Source organism: Phocaeicola sp. RTP21198st1_B8_RTP21198_201120, assembly GCF_040929485.1.
GTDB classification, from domain to species: Bacteria; Bacteroidota; Bacteroidia; order Bacteroidales; family Bacteroidaceae; genus Phocaeicola; species Phocaeicola dorei.
Genome location: NZ_JBCOCI010000020.1, coordinates 39229 through 63144, shown reverse-complemented (window position 1 = coordinate 63144; position 23916 = coordinate 39229). Strand labels below are relative to the sequence as shown.

Here is a 23916-nt window from a genome sequence, read left to right as displayed (position 1 = left end):
TGCAAATTCAGTAATGAGAGGACGTGTAAACGCAATAAGGACGTTCAAGGGCTTAGTTGCGGATTTGAGGATAATGTGCTAATATGTCAATGTATCAATATGCTAATGTGGCAATATGTTAATATGCCAATTGACCGCGTTCTATTCCGCATGGCAATTGGCATATCAGCACATGGTCACATTGACACATTATTAATTGGCTGCTTCGAATTCTTTCAAGAAGCGAGTATCGTTTTCAGAGAATAATCGTAAATCGTTTACACGATATTTCAAGTTGGTGATGCGTTCAATACCCATACCTAGCGCATAGCCTGAGTAAACTTTGCTGTCAATGCCGTTGGCTTCCAATACATTCGGATCCACCATACCACATCCCAGAATTTCCACCCAGCCTGTGCCTTTACAGAACGGACAACCTTTTCCGCCGCAAATATTGCAACTGATATCCATTTCGGCACTTGGTTCGGTGAACGGGAAATAGGACGGACGCAAACGGATTTGAGTATCTTCGCCGAACATTTCTTTGGCAAACAATAGCAATACCTGCTTTAAATCAGTGAATGATACATTCTTGTCAATGTAGAGTGCTTCCACTTGATGGAAGAATGCATGGGCACGATAACTGATCGCTTCATTGCGGTATACACGTCCCGGACAGATGATGCGGATAGGAGGTTGCGAATGTTCCATAGCTCTTGCCTGTACGGAAGAAGTGTGAGTGCGAAGCACGATGTTCTTTTTCACATCTTCCTGACTGGCTTCGATGAAGAAAGTATCTTGCATATCACGTGCAGGATGGTCTTCGGCAAAATTCATGGCAGTGAATACGTGCAAGTCGTCTTCTATTTCGGGACCGTCGGCAATGCTGAAGCCCAGTCGATGGAATATATCAATAATTTCATTTTTTACAATGCTCAGCGGGTGGCGTGTTCCCAGTTCGATGGGATAAGCCGTACGCGTAAGATCCATTTCGGCGGCACCGTTATCTTGGGTTTCAAAAACTTCTTTCAATGTAGCGATACGTTCCTGAGCCTTGTTTTTCAGCTCGTTCAGTTTCATGCCCACCTCTTTTTTCTGCTCGGCAGGTACGTTGCGGAAGTCTGCCATCAACTCATTAATCGCTCCTTTTTTGCTAAGATATTTAATGCGCAAGGCTTCCAATTCTTCCGCATTGGCTGCTTGCAAGCCTTCAATTTCCTGAAGTAATTGTTCTATTTTAGCTAACATAGTTTCTTCTTTATTTTTTAATGACCGCAAAGTTAGCGAATTAAACCCATATATTTTGCTGAAAACTAAAAAAAACGATATTTTTGCATCGATTTTTTCTAAATATAGAAAATGAGAAAACTAATAATCGGAGTTTGTCTGCTTATGCTGATAAGCTCCTGTGGAGGTGGAAAAAAGAAAATGGACCCCTTCGAGACGCTTACTGAGGAGATTGATTCGCTGACTGCACCCCCGGACACAACAGAAGCGATGGCTGCGGTAGAGGAAGAACCAATGGTTCCCGCTACGGCCGACGAAAGTTTTGCCGACTTTTTCTACAATTTTGCCAGTGATGAAAAGTTACAATTGTCACGCATCGTGTTCCCTTTGCCGTATTATACAATGGAAAAGAAAGAGCACATTGAAAAGGACCAATGGAAACACGATCCTTTATTCAGCCGGCAAGATGCCTATACAGTTCTGTTCGATAAGGCGGAAGATATGGAAATGGAGAAAGATACGGGGCTTACCAGTGTCAAGATAGAATGGATTTACTTGAAGAAGGGAAAAATCAAGCGGTACTATTTTGAGCGTCTGAAGGGGCTGTGGAAACTGGAAGCCATAGATTTCGCGGATATGCCGAGAGAGGATACCGGTAAGGAGGACTTCTTTGAGTTTTATGAACGTTTTGCCAATGATTCGGTTTTCCAGTTGTCACGTTTGCACGAACCGTTGAAGTTTGTGACTGCTGATCCCGAAGACGAGTTTCAGATACTGGAAACGACTTTGGAGGCCGGACAATGGTTCGCATTCCAGCCTGTGTTGCCTCGTGAGAATTTGACAAATGTGAACTATGGCCAGAACGAGAATGTGCATTCCAATACGAAAGTGATTGAAATGAAAGGTTTTGGCAATGGATTTAATAATACGCTCTATTTTGAACGGCGGCACGGTCTATGGAAACTGATGCAGTTTGAGGATCTGAGCGATTGATTTGATTGTAAATGAAGGAAATAAAAGACTATTCTCTGTTGCCTCATAATACATTTGGTATGGATGTGAAGGCATCTTTGTTTGTGGAATATGAATCGGTGACAGAGCTGCAATCCATCTTGTCGGATAAAAACCTGATGGCCGGTAACTGGTTGCATATCGGCGGAGGAAGCAATTTGCTTTTTAAAGGTGATTATGCAGGGACTGTCCTGCATTCGGCTATCCGGGGGTATGAGGTGGTTGCTGAAAACGAACAGGAAATAGAGGTAAGGGCAGGAGCCGGTGAGGTGTGGGATGATTTTGTGGCATATACCGTGAAGAACAGTTGGTATGGTGCTGAAAATCTGTCATTGATTCCCGGTGAAGTGGGTGCTTCTGCCGTTCAGAATATCGGTGCGTATGGTGTTGAGGCAAAAGATTTGATTGTAAGTGTGGAAACCGTCGAGGTGGAAACCGGCAGGAAACGGATTTTTACCAAAGAGGAATGCCGTTATGCTTATCGTGAAAGCATTTTCAAGAAAGATTTGAAAGGTAAATATATAGTGACTTACGTCACTTATCGTTTAAGTAAGCAGCCGGTTTTTAATCTGGAGTATGGAAATGTGCGTGGCGAATTGGAAAAGCGAGGAGGTGAGGTGGCATTGGAGAATGTAAGGAAGGTGATTATTGCCGTGCGTGAAGCCAAGTTGCCCGATCCCCGGGTGCAGGGAAATGCCGGAAGTTTCTTTATGAATCCGATTGTTCCACGCAGGCAGTTTGAAATAGTACAGCAACAGTATCCTGATATGCCACATTATGAAGTGGATGGCAATCGGGTGAAGATTCCTGCTGCATGGATGATAGACCGTTGCGGCTGGAAAGGCAAACAAATAGGGCGCGCGGGTGTTCATTCTAAACAGGCGTTGGTCTTGGTGAACTGTGGAGGCGCTACGGGAGATGAAGTGATTGCTCTTGCCAGACGGATACAGGAGTCTGTGCTTCAAAAGTTCGGGGTAGCTATCTCTCCCGAAGTGAATTTTATATAAAGTATAATATGAAGATTACAATACTAGGCAGCGGAACGTCTACGGGAGTACCCGAAATAGGGTGCAAATGTCCGGTATGTACCAGCAGCGATCCCCGGGACAACCGTTTGCGTTGTTCGGGACTGATAGAAACGGAAGGGCTCCGGATTCTGATAGATTGTGGTCCCGATTTCCGTGAACAGATGATACGGTTGAACGATTTCAAACCGTTGGACGGTGTTTTGATTACTCACGAACACTATGACCATGTAGGAGGCTTGGATGATTTGCGTCCTTTCTGTCGTTTTCGTGATGTGCCGGTTTATGCCGAACAATATACAGCAGAGCGTTTACGCCAGCGTATTCCTTATTGTTTTGCCGAACATCTTTATCCGGGAGTTCCCCGTATTACATTAGAGGAAATTGTTCCCGGTTCTCCTTTTATTATCGGCAATCCCGAAGGAAACAAAGTAGAAGTGACACCTCTTCGGGTAATGCACGGCAAATTGCCCATTTTGGGATACCGTATCGGCAAGATGGCATGGATTACCGATATGCTGACGATGCCCGGGGCTGAATATGATTTGTTGCAAGGACTGGATGTGTTGGTAATGAATGCATTGCGTCCCCAGACTCATAATACCCACCAGAATTTGAAGGAGGCTTTGGACAATGCACAAAGAATAGGAGCCGGGGAAACTTATTTTATTCACATGAGTCATCATATGGGATTACATGCTGATGCTGAACGGTTATTGCCGCCGCATGTGCATTTTGCATACGATGGAATGAGAATTAGTTTATAAAGCCGGCTTCAACGAATACCGGCACAATCCGTTCAATCCGCATTCCGAACATTTCGGTGTCCGTGCCATACAAACATATCTTCCGTGTAAAATAAGCCAATGATGTGCGGTGGGCACAATCTCCTTCGGAATATACTTCATCAGATATTTCTCGGTAGCCAGCGGTGTGGTGCAGGTTTGAGGAACCAGTCCGATGCGGTGGCTCACGCGGAACACATGTGTATCTACTGCCATGGCCGCTTTGTTGAATACTACACTTTGAATGACATTAGCCGTCTTGCGTCCCACTCCCGGCAGTTTAATCAGTTCTTCCAATGTTCCCGGTACTTCGCTATGAAAATCCTTCACCAGCATTTGCGCCATGCCTACTAGATGTTTTGCCTTGTTGTTGGGATAACTTACACTCCGTATGTATTCATAAATCACTTCCGGCGTCGAAGCAGCCAGTGCCTCAGGAGTCGGGAAATCCCGGTAAAGAGGAGGGGTGATCATATTTACCCGTTTGTCCGTGCATTGTGCACTCAGGATAACGGCTATCAACAACTCGAATGGGTTATTGTAATGAAGTTCAGTTTCGGCAACAGGTATCGTTTCTTGAAAATAAGCGATCACCTTGTTATAAAGTTCTTGTTTTTTCATATTACCTTCTTTTTTCGGTTGCAAATATAATTGATAAATCAATAAGGTAGAATTATTCGGGCAATTCATTTGTTTAGTTGAGTAAACTTCTTATATTTGCATAAATATATTAGATTTATGCAGCTTAACGTAAAGAATGAAACTTCTACATTGAAAGCTGTGGTGCTTGGACAACCCGGTTCCATAGGGAAGGTCCCCACGCTGGAAGAAACTTATGACGCCAAGTCATACGAGTCCGTATTGCATAACATATATCCCCATGAAGAAGATATTTTCAAAGAGATGAGATGCTTTGAAAGCGTATTGTTGAAATATGGGGTACAGGTCTATCGCCCGTGGACACTGGAGAATTGTAATCAGGTGTTTGCCCGTGATGTGGGGTTTGTGATTGACGACAAGATTATTGTTTCCAACATCATCCCCAACAGGGAAGATGAGAAGGAAGCTTACGAAGTGGTCTATAATCAGATAGCTTATAACAAGATTTTCAACCTTCCCGAAAAGGCGCACGTAGAGGGAGGTGATGTGGTGCTTTACAATAATATTGTGTTTGTAGGCCTTTATACCCAGCCCGATTATCCGCAGATGAAGACGGCACGTACCAACCGATATGCTTTTTCCTTTCTGAAAGAAATCTGTCCGGGGAAGATATTCATCCCCTTGGAGCTGAAAAAACATAATACAGATCCACGTGCGGGGATTCTGCATCTGGATTGTACCTTTATGCCGGTAGGGAAAGGGCATGCGATTATTTATAAGGACGGATTTATGTATCCTCAGGATTATCATACTCTGCTCGATTTGTTCGGCAGGGAGAATGTATTTGAAATAACGCGGGAAGAGATGTACTATATGAATACGAATGTCTTTTCCATCTCTCCTGAGGTGGTGGTTTCTGAAAAGAACTTTATCCGCCTGAATACCTTTATGGAAGAGGTATGGGGAATGACGGTAGAGCGTGTACCTTATTATGAAATATCTAAGATGGGCGGACTGTTGCGCTGCTCCACCTTACCATTAATCCGAGAAAATGACTAAACAAACAACAAACCACATTTTGATGGTGGAACCCGTAGCCTTCGGGTTCAATGAAGAAACAGCGGCTAACAATTATTTCCAGCAGCGGACAGTTGCGGCAGGTGAGACAGTACAAGCTTGTGCCTTGAAGGAATTTCGGGGCATGGTGGATAAGTTGCGTGCAAACGGCATAGAGGTAATAGCGGTGCAGGATACCCCGATACCTCATACTCCGGATTCCATATTTCCGAACAACTGGGTGTCCTTTCACGACGACGGAACGGTGGTGCTGTATCCTATGTTTGCGGAAAACCGCAGGGCGGAAAGACGGGCGGATATTTTGCAGCGGATAGAGTCGGAGGGGTTCAGCATCCGTCGGAAGGTAGATTATACAGGTTTTGAGGAAGAAAACCGCTTTCTGGAGGGGACCGGGGGAATCATTCTGGACCGAGTGAACCGTTATGCATACGCGGCTTTGTCGCAACGGGTGGACGAAGCATTATTGGGTCGGTTCTGCAAGGAACAGAACTTTATTCCAGTGCCCTTTCGCGCCTATCAGACTGTAAACGGACAACGTCTGCCCATTTATCATACCAACGTCATGATGTGTGTGGCAACAGATTATGCGGTCGTTTGTCTGGACAGCATTGATGACGTGGAAGAGCGTGAGCAGGTTTGCCACATCTTGCGGCAGACAGGGAAAGAAATCATCGCCATCTCCGAGGAACAGATGCATCACTTTGCCGGAAATATGCTTCAGGTGGAGAACGGGAAAGGTGCATTGTTTCTAGTGATGTCTCAAAGTGCTTACGATTCGTTGGATGAAGGCCAGTTACAACGGCTGTCTAAGTATAACGCGTTGCTTCCCATGCCCATCCCTACCATTGAAACTTTGGGAGGAGGAAGTGCCCGTTGTATGATGGCGGAAATATTCTTGAAGAAAGAAAAACATTAAATAATAAAAAGCTTATGGATGCAAAATTATCGGCAGCTCAATTAATGGAGCTTGAGAACAAACATGGAGCACACAATTATCATCCTGTTCCTGTGGTATTGGATAAAGGAGAAGGTGTGTTTGTATGGGATGTGGAAGGAAAGAAATATTATGATTTCCTTTCCGCTTATTCGGCGGTGAACCAAGGACATTGTCATCCGCGTATTATTGATACGTTGGTAAAACAGGCGCGAAAGCTGACTTTGACTTCACGCGCTTTTTATAACAGCCAGTTGGGACGGTATGAAGAATTTGTCACCCGTTATTTCGGATATGACAAGGTTTTACCGATGAATACGGGAGCCGAGGCGGTAGAAACCGCATTGAAGCTTTGCCGCAAATGGGCGTATGAAGTAAAAAAGCTTCCCAAGGATACGGCGGAAATCGTTGTATGCCGGAATAATTTTCATGGGCGTACTACCACTATCGTTTCTTTCTCCATTGATCCGGACGCTTACAATAACTACGGACCTTTTACTCCCGGCTTTGTTGTGATTCCTTACAATGATGCCGAAGCGCTGGCGAAAGTGCTGGACGAACATCCCCATGTGGCCGGATTCCTGGTTGAGCCCATTCAGGGAGAAGCAGGTGCTTATGTACCCGATGAGGGATATTTGAAAAAATGTTACGACTTGTGTCGTGCCCACAATGTACTTTTTATAGCCGATGAAGTGCAGACCGGCATTGCCCGTACAGGCAAATTGCTGGCTTGTGACTATGAGAATGTTCATCCGGATATCCTGATTTTGGGAAAGGCTTTATCGGGTGGGGCCTGTCCTGTTTCTGCAGTATTATCATGCAATGAAGTGATGGATGTTATCCGTCCGGGACAACATGGTTCCACTTTTGGCGGAAATCCTATTGCTGCGGCAGTGGCTGTTACGGCACTGGAGGTGGTACGGGACGAACAGTTGGCGGACAGGGCATACAGACTGGGATTGATATTCCGGGAAGAGATGAGAAAACTGTGTGAAACATCTCGTGTGGCTTCTTTTGTCCGGGGCAAGGGATTGTTGAATGCGTTGATAATCAATAATGATGAAACGAAGGATTTGGCGTGGGAAATTTGCTTGAAATTGGCCGAAAACGGCTTGCTGGCCAAACCGACACATACGAATATTATTCGTTTTGCTCCGCCATTGGTGATTACAGAAGAACAATTAAAGGAGTGTATCGAAATTATAAAGAAGACGATTGCTTTGTTTGAATAAAGGATTTTTTATCCTGTCTTTTAGGGGTGGATTCAATCTGCCCCTCTAATCGTTTTCACTGATACCCACCTGTTTATGACGCTTCATCTTTCACTGTTCCATACTGTTTGGCAATCAAGGAAGTATAGAAAAAGTAATTATTTGATGAGGCTGTTCTTCTTGATAAGAATATTTAATGCAGTTATATCCGGTTAACTCGGAAATAATTTCTATCTTTGCACCCCGAATTAAAAAATAGACGTATGATGCCGTGAATAGCGGTCGTGTATTCTAGAACACCACGTAAAAAACAGGAGAAATGAAGAATAATAACACTGTATCTGTATCGTTCATGTTGCTTGGCATACTGTTTTGTGTATGTCTTGTCGCAGCAAATTTATTGGAGACCAAAGTAGTCCAGATCTGGAAAATTACGGCAACTGCCGGATTGGTTGTATTTCCTATCTCTTACATTATCAATGATTGTATAGCCGAAGTATGGGGCTTCCGCAAGGCACGTCTTATCATCTGGATGGGCTTTGCCATGAATTTCATGGTGGTAGCTTTGGGGCAGCTTGCCATTCTGATGCCCGCAGCTCCGTTTTGGGAAGGAGAGGAGGGCTTCAACTTCGTTTTCGGCATGGCGCCCCGCATCGCTGTAGCCAGTCTGACCGCTTTCTTGGTCGGCTCTTTTCTGAATGCCTATGTCATGAGTAAAATGAAGCTGGCCTCGGGGGGAAAGAACTTTTCACTTCGTGCTATCACTTCTACCTTGGTGGGTGAGAGTGCCGATTCCATGATTTTCTTTCCTGTTGCCTTCGGAGGTTTGATGCCTGCCGGTGAACTGATAAAGATGATGGTTATTCAGGCGGTGCTCAAGACACTCTATGAAATTATTATCCTGCCTGTTACCATCCGTGTGGTAAATTACATCAAGAAGGTGGATGGCAGTGATGTCTTTGATGAGCATATCTCATACAATGTATTAAAAATCAAAGAACTTTAATAAGTTGCTGATGTGTCAGTGTGCCGGTTAGCCAATTACCATGCGGTATATGGCGCAGCATATCCACATAGCGCAGCAATTGGCACATTAGTAAATTGAAAAATTATCAACAATGAATAAAAGTGACGCATTGGTTGTGTTCAGCGGAGGGCAGGACTCAACCACGTGCCTGTTTTGGGCAAAAAAACATTTCCGCAAAGTGTATGCTTTAAGTTTTATCTATGGACAAAAGCATGTGAAGGAAGTGGAGCTGGCCCGTGCTATTGCCGGAAAGGCAGGTGTGGAGTTTAAAGCGATGGATGTTTCCTTTATAGGCAACCTGGGTAAAAATTCGCTGACAGATACTACGATAACGATGGATGAGGTGAAGCCTGCCGATAGTTTCCCTAATACGTTTGTGCCGGGGCGGAATTTGTTCTTTCTGAGCATTGCAGCTGTCTATGCACGCGAATTGGGGATCAATCATATCGTGACCGGTGTGTCGCAGACAGACTTCAGCGGTTATCCTGATTGCCGGGATGCTTTTATCAAGTCACTGAATGTGACGTTGAACCTTGCCATGGACGAGCAGTTCGTGCTTCACACTCCGCTGATGTGGATTGATAAAGCGGAAACATGGGCGTTGGCGGACGAATTGGGCGTGCTCGATTTGATCCGGCATGAAACGTTGACTTGCTATAATGGCGTACAGGGAGATGGCTGCGGTCATTGCCCGGCCTGTAAGCTCCGTCGTGAAGGATTGGAAAAGTATCTGGAGATAAAGGCGGAAAGAGAGAAACGATAGGATAAATGAATGTGTTTTCTCCTTGTATGAAAGGTGTTTTCTTTTTGCCGAGTATATTGTTTCACTTTAGTGAGCAAGTTTTATTACTAGAGTGAAGAAATTTCATCACTTTAGTGGTACAACTTCATCACTCTAGTGAAACGATCTGCTCGAAGCGGGGAGAGAATTTCTTTTCTAAGGTATGATAGAGAAAACATGAATATGAAAAAAATAACTTTAATGGAAAGAAAAGATGAATTGACCCTTCTCGGGGCGAAGACCGAGTACAGGCAGGATTATGCTCCCGAAGTGTTGGAGTCCTTTGTGAACAAACATCCCGGAAACGACTATTGGGTACGTTTTAACTGTCCCGAATTTACCAGCCTGTGTCCTATTACAGGACAGCCCGATTTTGCGGAAATCCGTATCTCCTACCTGCCTGATGTGAAAATGGTGGAGAGCAAGAGCTTGAAGCTGTATTTGTTTAGTTTCCGTAATCATGGCGATTTTCATGAAGATTGCGTGAATATCATCATGAAAGATTTGATTAAGCTGATGGATCCTAAATATATTGAGGTGACGGGCATTTTTACTCCGCGCGGTGGTATTTCCATTTATCCGTATTGTAATTACGGCCGTCCGGGTACTAAGTATGAGGAATTGGCGGAGTATCGGATGCGTAATCACGATTTATAGTTGTATCTCTTGGAATGAATAGAGAGATTGTGGACTCAAATATTTGCTGGTTCTGAAAATTTGTTCTATTTTTGCACTCCGAAAAAAGGAGAGGTGCTCGAGTGGTTGAAGAGGCACGCCTGGAAAGCGTGTATACCCCAAAAGGGTATCCGGGGTTCGAATCCCCGTCTCTCCGCAATAAACGCTGAAAATCAGCAAATTGCAAAATAAACACCCAATTTTACACCCAAGAACGTAAAATTGGGTGTTTTTGTATTATTTAAGAAAACCGCCAAGTGCATTCTGCATTACTCGGCGGTTTTTATGATTTCCAATTACCTTATGGAGTCATACTTGTTTATTAATCCTGTGATGGATTTAGTACGCAAATCCATTCCATCCACGCAATAATCGGGATCGGTGACACTTCGGGATAGTCTCGTTCATCAATGGAGCCGATGAAAGCTGTTTTCAATTTGTCAGCCATATTGCTGACGGTTTGTTCCGGATTTCGCATAATTTATGTGATTAGATTGTTATACGAGCAAATTCTTGATTTATCCAGATTGTAGCTTCCGAACCAATAAAGCGGACAAGCACATAGTTCGGATCTGTTGGGCCGCCGGGAATATAATTTATAAAATATTCCTGCCACATCCGTTTGCGTGTTTCATCATCCGTAATGATTTCGACTGTGCCGCGCAATGCAACACTATCGCCATAAAACGAGTAGGAAAGCCCGGCTTTAGGATTGAGCCTGAAATCGGCAACCTTTTCGGTGTCAGCGCCGGTCACTACCCAAACTTCATTATATCCGACTGAATGGATTTTATCCAATGGGATTGGGCGCGGAAAACCGTCCGAATTGACCGATGCCAACGTAACCTCTTTGCATAGGGAAAGAAGGTGGGTCGCTTTTTCAGTCAAACTCCTTTCATCTTTCTCTTTCCAGCGTGTGAGCGTTGGAAAGATTTTTTGCATTTGAGTTTTTGCCTGTTCAGGTGTAAGGTTCCAGCCCGTTTCTTTGTTAACTTGGTCTGTAAACTGCAGGCAGAACTCAATCATTTGGTTCATATTGACATCTAAGGTAAAATCGCCATTTTGGTAGCAATAGCCACAATAGTCCTCACTTCTGCTGCCGTCTGAATTTGTGCCGATATTCCCTTCAACAAGGGGCATACCACAGCTTTGACAAAATTTTTGTTCCATATCGTTTTTCTTTTTTCGCTCCTCAGTCCAAAAGAGCGGGTTATTGAATGCAAAAGCGCGGACTACGATACCACATCTTAGTTTGTAGGTCGTAGGAAACCTTTGATGCAGATGTGACAATAGCAGCCCACGCTATATGCGTGAGAACCACTATACTATCTCTTGCATCGGTTTCTGAATTTCCTACGTTCACAAACTACAAGATGAGCATAACGCTTCTTTTTTCTTATGTCTTGGGAAGAGTTGCCCCTATCCGAATGCAAAATTAGTTATTTTATTGATGTTTTGCATTATATAGAACGGAATTATAACTTGAATCCTCTACTTTTTCTTGGTTCTTCCGCTGATTGTCGTAAGCCTTGCCGAAGTTTCTCCCATTGCTCTTTGAACCATTCGCCTATCGGTTGCCTGTTTATTGTAAGCACCAATTTATTATTATCAACCGAACTTTTCTCAATCTTGAAAATATCGTTCTTTATGTCAAACTTTCGTCTATGCTCTTCGGAATAGATTTTCCCATTGCATCTGATTGCTTCCTTTTTTGTCAAAAGACTGTTTACCATATCTTTGGTAAATCCGATGGCATAGCAGAGTTTTTCCATTCTCAACATCTCTTTGAGTAAAGGGAACCAGTTGAACGCTTTTTCAAGAATGGTGTTCAATCGTGATATTTCTTTGTCTTTGATTTCAAGCTCTTGATTATGTATTCCTTGTAGGTTACGAATCTGCTTGCCGTGCTGTTCCTGCATTTGTTGCATCTTGGCTTTTAATTCATCAATACCCTTGTCACGCTTGGCAATTTCATGACGTAAATTCTCATTAGTTTGTTCCAAATCTTTCAATTTTCCGCTTCCGAAAAGAGAACCGACACCGTTTGCTATGGCTGTGGCTGCATCGGTAGCTGCGCTTTTGAGTTTGTCGGTGCGTATTTCCGATTTTACCTGTTTGAGTTCTTGCTCAGCAAGAGTTACCTGCTGCTTCTTGTGCCTTTGGGTTTCCTCTATACGTTGCAGTTCGGCTTTCTGTTTCTTTATGATGAAATCGTTACGTTCCAGATGTTCCTTGCCTGTTTCGGTTTTAGATTGTCCTCGTTCCATCAGGAGAATGTCAGAAGCCAAACTTTGCATTTCGGTCATATCCTCGTCATTGAGTTTACAGCTCTTTCCTGTATCGTGGTTCATCCAATCGAAAATGATATGAGCGTGATAATTCGGCTTGAACCACTTTCCATCAATTTGGAAACTCTCCCTATCTTCGGCTTCGGGTTGTCCGCTCAGCCAATGTCCTTCATCTTTGTGCAGGAAGATTTGCAGCGGAGTAATACCCCAGCGTTGTTTGCACTCCTCGCCAAATTTATGCACATCTGCCAATGTGGTGTCCGCTCTGATAAGCAACACCCCCTCACGGATAGGTGAACATCCTGCCACCTTGATGATTTTTCCGTTCTTGCCTTTGCGTTCACGTTCTTTCTCCTGCATGGCACGTCCGGTCTTTTCCTTGACCATCCGTTTGATGTTGTCGTAATGTGTCCGCAATTCGGTAGTACCGAAGTCAGGATTTACCCACTGCTCGTTATCGGTGGAAAGTTTGGAAACGACATAGATTCTGGACTCTCCAATGTTGCGCATGTACTCGGCAGTCCTTCGGTTGTGTGCCTCGCTCGATACGATGTTGCAAGGCTTGATATGTATGCTTGATTTTGTTGCCATAGTTTTTTGTTTATATTAGATTACTTTGTTCGCTTCCGCAGTGGGGTTCTTAGGGGTGCAACCCATAAGCGGTGATTGCAAAGAGAGGGTCACTCTTTGCTCGGGGTTCTCAGGGGTGAACGCCCTGAGTGGGTTATTAGGGCAAAGCCCTAATCCCCTCGGGAGAGCCCACAACTACGAAAGCGGAGCGTGTAGTTATAGTGGGCTATAACCGAAAGCCGTTCTTCTTTTTCGGTTGCCGATTGTGCGTCCCTTTTACGGATTGGACTTGCCTGTTTCTTTCAGCCTGTTCCTGTAAGTATTCGTTCAAGTCCTTGCATCCGCTGTAAGTTTGTGAAGCGTCACGGATGTATCGTTCTCTGCCGTATTCCTTACGGATTTGTTGGAGGGCTTCCATGCCTGCATGGTCGTTGTCGAAAAAGCAGTGGATGCGTTCGTAATTGCCCAACGGATAGAGAGCCTTGCTCACATTCGATACAGAGTTCAATACCATATAATCTTGTCTGTCCAGTTCGGGAAATTTCGAGCAATTTTCCAATCTCAAAGTAAGAAATGAAAGATAGTCCATAAATCCCTCGAACACATAACACGTTTCCCTCGCTTTTCCCGCCTGTCTGATGTGGGAGATTTCCTTATTGGCAATACAGCCCTTGAAATAACGGTTGCGAATCTCATAGCCGTCCGATATGTTTGGAAAGGCAATGGCGAAATACCGTTTGCCGTTGTTGGTGAAATGAGCTTCGCGGCATTCTCTTTTCGCCAGTTCCGTGTTTATTCCCCTTTCCTGCAAATAGGAGAGCAGGGCAGGAGAAGAAAGCGGTACAATCTCCAGTTGTTGAAAACTTGGCTCGGAAGATGACTGCTTGCCAAAAGAGAAAGAATCAGGACGGATATGTGGTGTCTGTTCTTCGATTCTTTGCAGGAGATATGGCACATGGTCGGAACAGTAAAGTTCCTGCGCCAGTGCGATGATATTTCCACCCTTGCCGAGTGCAAAATCATACCATTGGTTGCGTTCGGTATTTACTTTGAACGAGGCTTCCGTTTCTTCCCTTAGCGGTGATTTATACCATAGGTTGATACCCTGTTGTTTGACGGGAGAATATCCCAAACTGTGAAGATAATCTGCTATCCTGATTTGCTTGGCTGTCTGTATATCCATAAGATAATTGTTTGAGTAGTTGGTGAATTGATTTATTTTTCTTTTCGTCCGTACCATTTTAAGAAGTACGGTCTATATCACCACTTCACTAAATTGTCGTATATATAGAATACGGCAATTTAGTGAAGCGGTTTATCTATTCCTTGCATCACTTTGCTTTATCCTTAATATATAGACCCACAGAATAAAGTGAAGCGATTGCAGTTAACAGGCTAATAGTGGAAGTCGGGCATGAATGTGTATTTTCTGCCGTTCTCCTGCACTATCATCCGCTTGTTGCGAAGCATGGTGATGAGCGGTACCGCCTTTTGATGGTTCAGCTTTACACCTATTGACGTATAGCTTTTGATTAAAGCATCTTCCAGTTCCTTGTAACCGTATTCCTCTTTCAGCCCGAAAACGGCTTCCAATGCGATACGGTGCTGCTGTTCGGTGATATGCCTGTAAGGGTCGAACTTTTCTTCCTCGGGTCTTCCCGGTTTCCTGCTTTCTGTTTTGTAACCCTCTATGAGTTCGGGCAAGGCATTGTCGTTGATGCGAAAGGCAAAAGGCTCGAAATCCATTGCCCGGATGTGCATGGCTGAAACACTGCTTAGATCCCCGTTGCTCTTGTCCTTTTCCACCAGCAATACAGTTTCCGCCTTATTATTTAACTCCGTGCCGATATGCCCTCTCGCATTCTCATCCCCTTTGTTCTGATGCAGTATCGTATGGATATGTATCTGCCTGTCGTCCGTCCACTGCATCAGTTTGGATATGATGCGTGTGGATTCGCCGGGACTGTTGATGTCATATACCATGTCACGGATGCCGTCAATGATTACAAGACCAATGTCGGGCGTATTATAGATAGCCTGTTCGACAATCTTTATACGCTGCTCAGGTGTGTATTTCCTCAAGGCGAGAAACTCAAGGTTTTCGCTGTCCCTGTCGTCAGGCAAGCCAGCCATCCGTAAAATGCGTTTCATGACTTTCAGGCAATGATAAGGGCTTTGCTCCGTATCAACATAAAGCACTTTCCGCTTCCCGTCGGAGAGCTCTGCCACATACCGCAACACAGTGCCATTCTTCAATGTAGCGGCTACGATAGCCGATACATTGAACGTCTTTTTACTTTTGGCTTTGCCGATGGATGCGCTGAAGTTGCCCAATGTCCCAATGACAGAACCATGAACTTTGAGGATTTCGGGTGCTTTCTCATAACTTTTCGACAGGCTCAAACGTGAGGCTTGCCAAAGGATTACGGCTTCTTCTGCCGATATGTCCTTAATCTCTTTCATATAGTCCATAGCCATACCACCCGTTATTTCCGTCCTCCGGTTTTCTTTCCTGCTAGTTCAAGGGCAAGTTCCGCATCAACGATAATCTTGCGCCCTATTTGCGTAATGGCTTTGTCTATCTTACCGCTTTTCTTTATACGGTTGGCGGTGGGCAGACTGCACCCGAACAGTTTGGCAATGCCCAGTATTCCGTACACATATTTTCTTTCTGTGTCCGTAATGGGGCGTGGTTGCGCTTCCGCTTGACCGGAAGCGTGCTTGCTCAGGAATATGAACTCTTCGCCTGTCATCTGCCAGACGGGTTTTAATAATAACTCTTGAAGATTTGTCATCGTTCAATCTATTTAGCCGTTAAACAATCAGCCCTGCGCACTGGCTGTTATCTCTGTTCTCGAACGATGCAAAATTAGGTAGGGGCGTGAGTGGTAAGGATGTGGTTGGTGTAAATGGAATATTCTATTATTTATCTGAATATCAAATAATAAAAATACCACTCAAAAATTAATTTGAGTGGTAAAAGTGGTGATTTCGTAAAATGTCAGGACATATCACGGATTATCGGAATATTGCGTCCATTTCTTTGGCGAACTTCTGGTTACTGTCACTTGGAAAATCCGACACCGGTTCCTTGTACTTTGACTTGTAGTAGTTCTCGTCAATATCCAACTGTTTCAGGATTATATTCTTCCATTTATCCCTGTCTTGTTTGGGCAGTCTTTCACTCATCAGGAATATCAGGTAACACACCCGTATTTTTTCTCGTGCCTTGATTTTTAATTCCTTTTTACAGGAGTAGAGGTTCATGTTGGCATAAAAGTCCTGCGTTGCAATATCTTCAAACTGTTCCCCCACACAGACTTTATGAATAAGCGAAAGTAATTCTGCATCGAAATATTCGGGTTGCTCCTTTAGTGCATCCTGCTGTTTCTCTTGCTTGCTCGTTTCATCCGGCTTGTCTTTTGCTACGGGAATATATTTTGCCAATATTTCCATAAAATGAAAACTCAGTTTATAAATATCTCCGCAACAGTTCTCTATATATTGGAAAGCTTCTTTTCTTGCCTGCCTTTCCAATTCATAAAGCCTGTCCAGTTCTTCTTTTTCCTTCTCATATTCAGCCTTGCAGCGTTCATACTCCTTTTCGGCTTGTTTTTCTTCTGCTGCCGTATGTACCCTGTAGCCAATGGAATCATACCTGTTGTATGCTTCATTCAAAGGCTTGCTTAATTTTTGTGTAACCTCCAGTTGCGCCTTTATATCAATATCATGTCTGCCTGCGAAGTTGTAGCATACACGAGAAATTACCTCGTTATCAAACAATGGATGTTTTTCGTAAATCAGTATGTTTTTCTCTATCTCGGTTCTCAGGCTGTTGAGAACCAGAGTATATTGTTCCTTCGGTTTGTCAAGCACCAGTTCAAGGATGGCGGCTTCAAAAGCTTTTGTGTCATTGTATTGCTTGTAGAAGTCCGTGATGAATTTCTGCCTGTCAAAAGAGAAAGTATGGCTGATTAAAAAGTCGTTGTATATCCGATTGAGTTCGCCATATTGGGGAATCATGATCTGTATTTCTCCTGCCATATACGCTTGGTTTATGGGTTCTTATCTTTATCAAGGAAGGAAGTCAGTTCTTCCTCCACTTCTTCTATACTTGGCAGAGCCGATTTTAAGTTTTCAGGTATAGCCTTGCTCAACTGGTAATCGCTGATGCCTATCGGCTGGTCGTAGCCTGTCAATGCGTATTGCGCTACAACTTCGTCTTTTCCCTTGCACAGCAACAACCCGATAGTCTTGTTGTCATGCTCTCCCCTCAGTTTGTCGTCCACTACATTGATGTAGAAGTTCAGTTGTCCTGCATACTCCGGTTTGAATGGGGTCGCTTTCAATTCCACTACGATGTATGCGTGTAGGGGAATGGAATACAAAATCAAGTCTGCATAGAAATCGCTGTTACCAATTTGAAAATGCTTCTGTCGGGCAACGAAAGCAAAGCCATTGCCCATTTCCAGCAAGTAACGGGTGACGTGCTTAACCAGTTGTTCTTCTATGTCCCTTTCGTCTGCCTTTTCCTTCGTTCCAGCCAAGTCAAAGATGTACGGGTCTTTCAACAGGTAATTGGCAAGGTCGCTTTGGGGTGCAGGAAGCGTGGCAGTAAAGTTATTTACTTTGTTGTTGCTGATTTGTCTGCTATATAGATTGGTTTCAATTTGTATTTTAAGAACATTGCTGCTCCAGCCCATTTCCACGGACTGTTTCATGTACCAATAGCTTACACCTAATGGAAGCGAACTGTTAAGCATAATCACATGGCTCGCCCAATTGGTTCTTGCAACAGGTGATGCCATAAATACGTTTTCTATATCCTTAATTTCCATACGGTAAATGTCGGATACGGTTTTGGCAACATTATGAATTTGTGCAAGAGGTTCTTGCGTGATTATAATTTCTTTGTTATCAATAGATTGAATTTGCGCAAGAGGCTCTTGCGTAAATTGCGAATCGTTTAAGTAGCGTACTTCGTCTGCAATTTTCTTCACGCTTGGAGTTATCAGCTTTGCATCCGTATCAATGAAATTCTGCAATACTCTCAATGGATATGTTCTTGCAAACTGACACATATAGGTAAGGTTGCGTTCTGAATAGCCTTTCTTTTCAGGGAAATTCAGCCGGATAGCCTTTGCCAGCTGTTTGATGGTTTTGCTTCCCCATCCGTGCAGTTGCTGATGATAGAGAATATAGTTGCCCATTTTCCAATAATGGAACAACATTTGCGCATTGGCAGCGGTAATCAGCCGGACTTGCGCCTGTTGTATTTCCGAACCGACAGCATTTATAAATGCGTCAAAATTCGTCTTTTCTATGTTATGTCCGTTGTTGCTCATCTTATGATATTTTCAGAATACAAATATACTTCAATGGTGGTAATCTATGAAACTAATTGATACTTTTATAGTTGATTAAACTTGTTCATGGCGTTTGCCCTGATGTTATCCGCTATGTCAATGTAGGGCTTCATGGCTTTGTAATCACTGTGTCCAGTCCATTTCATAACCACCGGTGCCGGAATTCCGAGTGCCAACGCATTACAGATGAAAGTCTTTCTTCCGGCATGGGTACTTAACAATGCGTATTTGGGTGTGACTTCATCTATGCGCTCATTGCCCTTGTAGTAGGTTTCTCTTACAGATTCGTTGATTTCTGCCAGTTCACCCAGTTCTTTCAGATAATCGTTCATCTTCTGATTGCTGATGACGGGCAATGCCATGTGGTTCTCGAAATGAACATCCTTGTATTTTTCAAGAATGGCTTTGCTGTGGTCGTTCAGTTCGATTATCAGGCTGTCCGCAGTCTTGACTGTGGTGACTTCAATGTGGTCGGGCTTAATATCACTTCTTTTAAGGTTACGAACGTCCGAATATCGTAAACTCGTGAAGCAGCAGAACAGAAAGACATCCCTGACACGTTCTAAATACTGCTTGTCATGCGGTATCTGATAATCTTTCAGCTTGTTCAGTTCATCCCATGTCAGGAATATAACCTTTTTAGGGGTTGTTTTCAATTTGGGTTTGAATGCGTCGTATGCAACGTTCTGATGATGCCCTTTTTTGAAGCTCCAACGCAGGAACCATTTGAGAAATCCCATTTGTTTACCGATGGTGCTGTTTCTCATGTCCTTTTTGTCACGCAAGAAATTGACATACTCATTTAGCCCGAATTCGTTGAAGTATTTAAAGGTTACATCCTCCTTGAACTCTTTGATGTGATTTCTTACCGCTGCAAATTTCTCATAGGTGGATGCCGTCCAATTATTCTGGTTGCCACACTCTTTTACAAACTCATCGAACACTTCCCAAAAACTTATCTGCGCTTCTTCCGGCTGTTCTTTACTGCTGTCTTTCATCCGCAGATTGAACGCATCCTTTAGCTGCTGGGGGGTAGGCATGGTTTCCTGTACCTCAAACTCCTTGAACACGTTTTGCATTTCGGCATAGTATTTCAGCAAGTCTGCATTGATTTCGGATGCGCTTTGTTTCAGCTTGTTGGTGCATCCGTTCTTTACCCGTTGTTTGTCGGCATCCCATTTGGCTACGTCAATTCGGTAGCCTGTCGTAAACTCGATGCGTTGGCTTGCGTATATGACACGCATACGGATAGGCACGTTCTCTACGATTGGCACACCGTTCTTCTTCCGGCTCTCCAATGCAAAAATGATGTTACGTTTGATATTCATAATTGGGTGCGTTTGAAATTCTACACCCAAATATACACCCAAAAATTGAAATAGCAAAAGGCATTTAGAAAGATTTAGATTTACTCTGCATTGTATATAATGTATGATTATCAGTGATTTGCAATTTTATGATATTTTCTGAAAGCGTAGGTTCGGGAGCCTGTCTCTCCGCGAAAGTAGAAAAGTTAAAGTTGTAGATTCTTGAATTTGAACGATTCAAGAATTTTTCTTTTTCTAGTATTTTCCTTCATCTTTTCAAGGAGCTTATGTTAAATTGGAATCCGGTAATTTGATTTATGAAGACAATTTCGATATATGATTCGTTGCTTGTTTTAGGGCGTGGAATAGGACAAGTCATGTTTCAGAATAATGCGTTGTCCGGTTTGTTAATGTTGGTCGGAATTTTTCTGAACTCGTGGCAGTTGGGAGTATTAGCGGTAGGCGGTAATATAATAAGCACGTTGGCGGCTTGTATCTCAGGTTATGGACGTGACGATATAAAGAATGGACTGTATGGTTTTAACGGCACATTGATAGGTATAGCAGTCGGAGTTTTCATGCAGCTGTCTTTGTGGTCTTTGCTGCTCATGGCGGTAGCTTCATGTTTTTCTACTTGGATAGTACGGCTTTTCAGCCGGCAGCATTCACTTCCCGGATTTACTGCTCCTTTCATTTTTTCTGTGTGGATATTATTGGGAATCTGTACTTGGATAACGCCGGATTTATTGCTGGTTTCCGAAACGGTATCTGATACTGTGCGGGAGGTTGATTACGTTCAGGCTTTTTGTTTAGGTATTGGTCAGGTCATGTTTCAAGAAAATTTATTGACCGGACTGTTCTTTTTGGCTGGTATTGGGGTTAATTCATGGACTGGAACTTTTTATACTGCGCTGGGGACACTTCTTCCTGTTCTTTTTGCTGTATTTTGGGGGATAGATCCGGAAATGTTGAATATGGGATTGATGGGCTATAATGGTGTATTGTGTGCTTTGGCTTTAGGAGGCAAAACTTGGAAAAGCTTTGTATGGGCTTTATGTTCAGTCTTGCTGTCCGTTGTATTGCAGTTTGCAGGGATCAAGTTGGGAATTACTACTCTGACTGCACCTTTTGTACTATCTGTATGGATGATAATGATAATGCAGAAAGTGGTGAATACAAAAGGTGAATAATAGACAGTATCCGTAGTTCAGGCAGATTGATTTTATAATGGATGTAAAACAATCTAATTGGGATATTATTATGGATCTAAATTGATTGACGCAAAGGCTGGAAAAGTATAGCTTACGCTCAATGAATCATTTATGAAGGGTTCCTTTCAAGATCCTTCATGACAACACATTGAAAAACAATATATTGTGTAATTATGAAGGATTTGAAGGATTTCCCGGTATCTTTTTATATTTATAGGTTTTATGATAACTCCAATCCCAGTGCTTCTTTTAATTTCAGCAGATTCGGGTTTTTCTTGCTCATCATCTGGAAACGTTCCACATGGCTGTAAGCACGGATGTTCTCGGTAGGGGCACTGACACGTACCGTCATGGTGATTTTCCGGTTGTGCAGTCGTTCGCGTAAATGATTCTGAACCGATGGTATCAATTGTACCATATATTTTTCCACCATATCATTGTCTACTGTCACTTCAAAAGTCGTGTCATTCAACAAATGCGGATGCATGTTCATCATTCGTGCGGAGTTAGCCTTCTCTTCCTTGGGCAGGGCGGCTGCAAATTCACGCCAGTAATAGTCCAGATCTTTTTCATTGAAAATATAATCTTCGTATGTGGCATCGTTTTGGACAGCGGTGCTTGCCGCTTTTGCTTCTTGCTTTTCCGCAGCTTGCTGTTCGTGCAAAGGACGACGCAGGGATATACCGAGTGAGCCCGCCTTGAACACCGGGATTTTTTTCTCTTCTCTGGTCTGAGGCAGCGGGCTTGGACGGCTTGCGTTCATACTGCCGGCTGTACTTGTACCCTGTGGTTGAGGAACGGCGGTTGCTGCGGTCTGTGCAGCGGCAGCTTTAGCCTGAGGCTGTGGCTGCGTGGCGGCTGTGGAAGCCGCTTGCTGCGTAAATAGGGGTTTTAATATCTTCTTAGGGCCACGCCCACCACTTACATCATCGGCGTCGGGCAGAGTGAGTTGGGCGCATTGAATCAGTGTCAGTTCTACCAGCAGACGTTTGTTTTTGCTTGCACGATAGTTCAGGTCACAATCATTGCATAGCTTCATGGCACGGTACAGGAATTTCTGGTCACATTTTTGTGCTTGTTCTTTATAGCGGTCTCGGATACCGGCGCCTACTTCCAGCAATTGCAGGGTGGAAGGATCCTTGCTCACCAGCAAATCCCGGAAATGAGAGGATAGTCCGGTGATGAAATGGCTGCCGTCAAATCCTTTTTTCAATACGTCGTTAAAAAGCAGCATGGATTCGGGAACTTTGTTTTCAAGCAACAAATCGGTCAGCTTGAAATAATATTCGTAATCCAAGACATTCAGGTTTTCAATCACACTTTTGTAAGTGATGTTCCCACCTGTGAAGCTGACTACTTGGTCGAAGATGGAAAGAGCGTCGCGCATACCACCGTCGGCTTTCTGTGCGATGACAGTCAGGGCTTCGGGTTCGGCGTTGATATGTTCCAGTTTGGCAACGTATTGCAGATGGTCGATAGTGTCTTTGATGCCGATGCGGTTGAAGTCATAAATCTGGCAACGGCTCAGAATAGTCGGCAGTATCTTATGCTTTTCCGTTGTGGCAAGGATGAAGATGGCATGATGAGGCGGTTCTTCCAATGTTTTCAGAAAAGCATTGAAGGCGGCTTGCGACAACATGTGGACCTCATCAATGATATATACCTTGTACTTGCCGATTTGTGGCGGGATACGTACCTGCTCAATCAGCGAACGGATATCTTCTACCGAGTTGTTGCTGGCGGCATCCAGCTCATGTATGTTGTAAGAACGCTGTTCGTTGAATGCCAGACAAGACTCACACTGATTGCAGGCTTCGCCTTCGGCAGTGGGGGTCTGGCAGTTGATGGTTTTGGCAAAGATACGTGCACACGTTGTTTTTCCCACTCCACGCGGTCCGCAGAACAGGTAGGCATGTGCCAGCTTGCCGGTGGCAATAGCATTTTTTAAGGTGATGGTCAACGCGCGTTGTCCCACAACCGATTCGAATGTAGCGGGACGATATTTTCGTGCCGATACGATATAATTTTCCATAAGCGGAGTTCTTTTTTCTAATATGAGTTCTGCAAAAGTACATAAATTATCCGTTTTTATGGGTAGGATTGCTTGAAATATTTCTATCTTTGCAAAAATCAAAAAAGGGATTCTTTGTATGAGCAAATTGCTGACTATTTGGAACTACATCCGGCGCCATAAGTATATGATTACGGTGCTGATCTTTATTGTAGTTATTGGTTTTCTGGATGAGAACAGCTTGATTCAGCGGGTAAAGCATCGCAGTGAGATCAGCGCGCTGAATAGTGAGATAGAGAAATACAGAAAGCAATATGAGGAAGATACGGAGAAACTGAAGGAACTGACCACGAATCCTGAGGCTTTGGAGAAAATAGCACGCGAGAAGTATTTGATGAAGAAGCCTGACGAGGATATTTTTGTGTTTGAAGAATGAGTAAATCTTATAATATAATTTCGATGGCAGGGGCAGTCCTGCTGCTGGCAGGTGCGGTGTTGCAAATCACCCGGTGGGAGCTTGCGCCTTATCTGTATACGCTGGGTGCTGTGATGTTCGGCTATGTGCAGGTGATGGGGAATCGTTATGATGGAAGGAATTTTATCATCAAGCGTTTGCGTAGACAGCAGATTTTCGGGGCTGTCGCACTGGTCTTTACAGGAGTATTGATGTTTACCATGAAACGTAACGAATGGATTGTTTGTCTTTCCATTGCCGCTGTCCTGGAACTTTATACGGCTTTCCGTATTCCGCAGGAGTTGGAGAAGGAGAAACGTTAAGGAATCTGTGTCATTTTTTTGTCCGCGTTTATCAGAGGCTTATCTTGTGAAAAA

General features: G+C 43.7%; 23 protein-coding genes, 1 tRNA gene and 1 pseudogene. 13 read left to right on the top strand and 12 right to left on the bottom strand.

Translation table 11 applies throughout. The features are described from left to right. Positions 1-192 precede the first annotated feature (192 nt). Positions 193-1227, bottom strand: coding sequence for a phenylalanine--tRNA ligase subunit alpha (gene pheS / locus AB5935_RS10190; protein WP_007836992.1), 1035 nt, complete (start codon positions 1225-1227; stop codon positions 193-195). Between the two features lie 111 nt (positions 1228-1338). Here pheS and AB5935_RS10185 point away from each other — a divergent pair, with 111 nt between their 5' ends. Genes AB5935_RS10185 through AB5935_RS10175 form a run of 3 tightly spaced genes read left to right on the top strand, consistent with a single transcriptional unit; the run spans position 1339 to position 4009 of the window. Next, complete coding sequence (locus AB5935_RS10185; RefSeq protein WP_007836994.1) at positions 1339-2199, top strand: DUF4348 domain-containing protein; 861 nt, start codon at positions 1339-1341, stop codon at positions 2197-2199. A gap of 11 nt (positions 2200-2210) precedes the next feature. Further along, positions 2211-3224 (top strand): UDP-N-acetylmuramate dehydrogenase, encoded by a 1014-nt coding sequence (gene murB, locus AB5935_RS10180; protein ID WP_007845527.1) that lies wholly within the window; start codon positions 2211-2213, stop codon positions 3222-3224. 8 nt (positions 3225-3232) lie between these two features. Further along, complete coding sequence (locus tag AB5935_RS10175) at positions 3233-4009, top strand: MBL fold metallo-hydrolase (RefSeq protein WP_038608884.1); 777 nt, start codon at positions 3233-3235, stop codon at positions 4007-4009. Here AB5935_RS10175 and nth read toward each other — a convergent pair. Further along, positions 4004-4648 (bottom strand): endonuclease III, encoded by a 645-nt coding sequence (gene nth / locus AB5935_RS10170; protein WP_032936629.1) that lies wholly within the window; start codon positions 4646-4648, stop codon positions 4004-4006. The genes AB5935_RS10175 and nth overlap by 6 nt on opposite strands. Before the next feature lie 117 nt (positions 4649-4765). Here nth and AB5935_RS10165 point away from each other — a divergent pair, with 117 nt between their 5' ends. From AB5935_RS10165 to AB5935_RS10135, 7 genes are all read left to right on the top strand, one after another. After that, positions 4766-5686 carry a dimethylarginine dimethylaminohydrolase family protein gene (locus tag AB5935_RS10165; protein ID WP_005846048.1) on the top strand — a complete coding sequence of 307 codons (921 nt, stop codon included), beginning with the start codon at positions 4766-4768 and terminating at the stop codon, positions 5684-5686. Next, positions 5679-6620, top strand: coding sequence for a citrulline utilization hydrolase CtlX (gene ctlX / locus AB5935_RS10160; protein ID WP_229057199.1), 942 nt, complete (start codon positions 5679-5681; stop codon positions 6618-6620). The genes AB5935_RS10165 and ctlX overlap by 8 nt, the downstream gene beginning before the upstream one ends. A 14-nt stretch (positions 6621-6634) precedes the next feature. Next, on the top strand, positions 6635-7870 hold the full coding sequence (rocD, locus tag AB5935_RS10155) for an ornithine--oxo-acid transaminase (RefSeq protein WP_005848693.1): 1236 nt from the start codon (positions 6635-6637) through the stop codon (positions 7868-7870). A gap of 298 nt (positions 7871-8168) precedes the next feature. Beyond that, positions 8169-8855 carry a queuosine precursor transporter gene (locus AB5935_RS10150; RefSeq protein ID WP_007837016.1) on the top strand — a complete coding sequence of 229 codons (687 nt, stop codon included), beginning with the start codon at positions 8169-8171 and terminating at the stop codon, positions 8853-8855. A gap of 112 nt (positions 8856-8967) precedes the next feature. Next, the gene (gene queC / locus AB5935_RS10145) at positions 8968-9639 is read left to right on the top strand and encodes a 7-cyano-7-deazaguanine synthase QueC (RefSeq protein WP_005846058.1); all 672 of its coding nucleotides are present in this window, start codon (positions 8968-8970) and stop codon (positions 9637-9639) included. Between the two features lie 219 nt (positions 9640-9858). Beyond that, on the top strand, positions 9859-10314 hold the full coding sequence (gene queF, locus AB5935_RS10140) for a preQ(1) synthase (RefSeq protein WP_007845523.1): 456 nt from the start codon (positions 9859-9861) through the stop codon (positions 10312-10314). Positions 10315-10401: 87 nt separating this feature from the next. Further along, positions 10402-10489, top strand: a tRNA-Ser gene (locus AB5935_RS10135). Between the two features lie 228 nt (positions 10490-10717). On the opposite strand, the pseudogene AB5935_RS10130 reads toward AB5935_RS10135, so the two are convergent. From AB5935_RS10130 to AB5935_RS10090, 9 genes and pseudogenes are all read right to left on the bottom strand, one after another. Then, positions 10718-10810: pseudogene (locus AB5935_RS10130) on the bottom strand (pyridoxamine 5'-phosphate oxidase); the annotation flags it as partial. Between the two features lie 11 nt (positions 10811-10821). Further along, complete coding sequence (locus AB5935_RS10125; RefSeq protein WP_036610700.1) at positions 10822-11502, bottom strand: zinc ribbon domain-containing protein; 681 nt, start codon at positions 11500-11502, stop codon at positions 10822-10824. 305 nt (positions 11503-11807) lie between these two features. After that, positions 11808-13211 (bottom strand): mobilization protein, encoded by a 1404-nt coding sequence (locus AB5935_RS10120; RefSeq protein ID WP_149940666.1) that lies wholly within the window; start codon positions 13209-13211, stop codon positions 11808-11810. 205 nt (positions 13212-13416) lie between these two features. Then, positions 13417-14373, bottom strand: coding sequence for a toprim domain-containing protein (locus AB5935_RS10115; RefSeq protein ID WP_149940667.1), 957 nt, complete (start codon positions 14371-14373; stop codon positions 13417-13419). A 212-nt stretch (positions 14374-14585) separates the two neighbouring features. Then, positions 14586-15668, bottom strand: coding sequence for an AAA family ATPase (locus AB5935_RS10110; protein ID WP_394810522.1), 1083 nt, complete (start codon positions 15666-15668; stop codon positions 14586-14588). 8 nt (positions 15669-15676) lie between these two features. Next, positions 15677-15985, bottom strand: a complete 309-nt coding sequence (locus AB5935_RS10105) for a DUF3853 family protein (RefSeq protein WP_149940668.1) — start codon at positions 15983-15985, stop codon at positions 15677-15679. 223 nt (positions 15986-16208) lie between these two features. Further along, the gene (locus AB5935_RS10100) at positions 16209-17234 is read right to left on the bottom strand and encodes a hypothetical protein (protein ID WP_149940669.1); all 1026 of its coding nucleotides are present in this window, start codon (positions 17232-17234) and stop codon (positions 16209-16211) included. 11 nt (positions 17235-17245) lie between these two features. Further along, a complete protein-coding gene (locus AB5935_RS10095; RefSeq protein ID WP_149940670.1) occupies positions 17246-18535 on the bottom strand; it encodes a YhcG family protein in 1290 nt (429 codons plus the stop codon). Positions 18536-18600: 65 nt separating this feature from the next. After that, positions 18601-19884 carry a site-specific integrase gene (locus AB5935_RS10090; protein WP_149940671.1) on the bottom strand — a complete coding sequence of 428 codons (1284 nt, stop codon included), beginning with the start codon at positions 19882-19884 and terminating at the stop codon, positions 18601-18603. Between the two features lie 296 nt (positions 19885-20180). On the opposite strand from AB5935_RS10090, the gene AB5935_RS10085 reads away from it, so the two are divergent. Continuing rightward, positions 20181-21053: an urea transporter gene (locus tag AB5935_RS10085; protein WP_007837021.1), complete on the top strand. Its 873-nt coding sequence runs from the start codon at positions 20181-20183 to the stop codon at positions 21051-21053. Between the two features lie 241 nt (positions 21054-21294). Here the strand turns inward: AB5935_RS10085 and AB5935_RS10080 are convergent, their stop codons facing one another. Then, positions 21295-23106 carry a DNA polymerase III subunit gamma/tau gene (locus AB5935_RS10080; protein ID WP_007842341.1) on the bottom strand — a complete coding sequence of 604 codons (1812 nt, stop codon included), beginning with the start codon at positions 23104-23106 and terminating at the stop codon, positions 21295-21297. 118 nt (positions 23107-23224) lie between these two features. On the opposite strand from AB5935_RS10080, the gene AB5935_RS10075 reads away from it, so the two are divergent. Further along, complete coding sequence (locus AB5935_RS10075) at positions 23225-23521, top strand: FtsB family cell division protein (protein WP_005846067.1); 297 nt, start codon at positions 23225-23227, stop codon at positions 23519-23521. 23 nt (positions 23522-23544) lie between these two features. After that, positions 23545-23862, top strand: a complete 318-nt coding sequence (locus AB5935_RS10070) for a hypothetical protein (RefSeq protein WP_005846069.1) — start codon at positions 23545-23547, stop codon at positions 23860-23862. Positions 23863-23916: the final 54 nt, after the last annotated feature.

Bases quoted from the DNA above. Each gene is read 5' to 3' on its own strand.
- pheS (WP_007836992.1), bottom strand. From the start codon at position 1,227: ATGTTAGCTAAAATAGAACAATTACTTCAGGAAATTGAAGGCTTGCAA.
- AB5935_RS10185 (WP_007836994.1), top strand. From the start codon at position 1,339: ATGAGAAAACTAATAATCGGAGTTTGTCTGCTTATGCTGATAAGCTCC.
- murB (WP_007845527.1), top strand. From the start codon at position 2,211: ATGAAGGAAATAAAAGACTATTCTCTGTTGCCTCATAATACATTTGGT.
- AB5935_RS10175 (WP_038608884.1), top strand. From the start codon at position 3,233: ATGAAGATTACAATACTAGGCAGCGGAACGTCTACGGGAGTACCCGAA.
- nth (WP_032936629.1), bottom strand. From the start codon at position 4,648: ATGAAAAAACAAGAACTTTATAACAAGGTGATCGCTTATTTTCAAGAA.
- AB5935_RS10165 (WP_005846048.1), top strand. From the start codon at position 4,766: ATGCAGCTTAACGTAAAGAATGAAACTTCTACATTGAAAGCTGTGGTG.
- ctlX (WP_229057199.1), top strand. From the start codon at position 5,679: ATGACTAAACAAACAACAAACCACATTTTGATGGTGGAACCCGTAGCC.
- rocD (WP_005848693.1), top strand. From the start codon at position 6,635: ATGGATGCAAAATTATCGGCAGCTCAATTAATGGAGCTTGAGAACAAA.
- AB5935_RS10150 (WP_007837016.1), top strand. From the start codon at position 8,169: ATGAAGAATAATAACACTGTATCTGTATCGTTCATGTTGCTTGGCATA.
- queC (WP_005846058.1), top strand. From the start codon at position 8,968: ATGAATAAAAGTGACGCATTGGTTGTGTTCAGCGGAGGGCAGGACTCA.
- queF (WP_007845523.1), top strand. From the start codon at position 9,859: ATGGAAAGAAAAGATGAATTGACCCTTCTCGGGGCGAAGACCGAGTAC.
- AB5935_RS10125 (WP_036610700.1), bottom strand. From the start codon at position 11,502: ATGGAACAAAAATTTTGTCAAAGCTGTGGTATGCCCCTTGTTGAAGGG.
- AB5935_RS10120 (WP_149940666.1), bottom strand. From the start codon at position 13,211: ATGGCAACAAAATCAAGCATACATATCAAGCCTTGCAACATCGTATCG.
- AB5935_RS10115 (WP_149940667.1), bottom strand. From the start codon at position 14,373: ATGGATATACAGACAGCCAAGCAAATCAGGATAGCAGATTATCTTCAC.
- AB5935_RS10110 (WP_394810522.1), bottom strand. From the start codon at position 15,668: ATGGCTATGGACTATATGAAAGAGATTAAGGACATATCGGCAGAAGAA.
- AB5935_RS10105 (WP_149940668.1), bottom strand. From the start codon at position 15,985: ATGACAAATCTTCAAGAGTTATTATTAAAACCCGTCTGGCAGATGACA.
- AB5935_RS10100 (WP_149940669.1), bottom strand. From the start codon at position 17,234: ATGGCAGGAGAAATACAGATCATGATTCCCCAATATGGCGAACTCAAT.
- AB5935_RS10095 (WP_149940670.1), bottom strand. From the start codon at position 18,535: ATGAGCAACAACGGACATAACATAGAAAAGACGAATTTTGACGCATTT.
- AB5935_RS10090 (WP_149940671.1), bottom strand. From the start codon at position 19,884: ATGAATATCAAACGTAACATCATTTTTGCATTGGAGAGCCGGAAGAAG.
- AB5935_RS10085 (WP_007837021.1), top strand. From the start codon at position 20,181: ATGAAGACAATTTCGATATATGATTCGTTGCTTGTTTTAGGGCGTGGA.
- AB5935_RS10080 (WP_007842341.1), bottom strand. From the start codon at position 23,106: ATGGAAAATTATATCGTATCGGCACGAAAATATCGTCCCGCTACATTC.
- AB5935_RS10075 (WP_005846067.1), top strand. From the start codon at position 23,225: ATGAGCAAATTGCTGACTATTTGGAACTACATCCGGCGCCATAAGTAT.
- AB5935_RS10070 (WP_005846069.1), top strand. From the start codon at position 23,545: ATGGCAGGGGCAGTCCTGCTGCTGGCAGGTGCGGTGTTGCAAATCACC.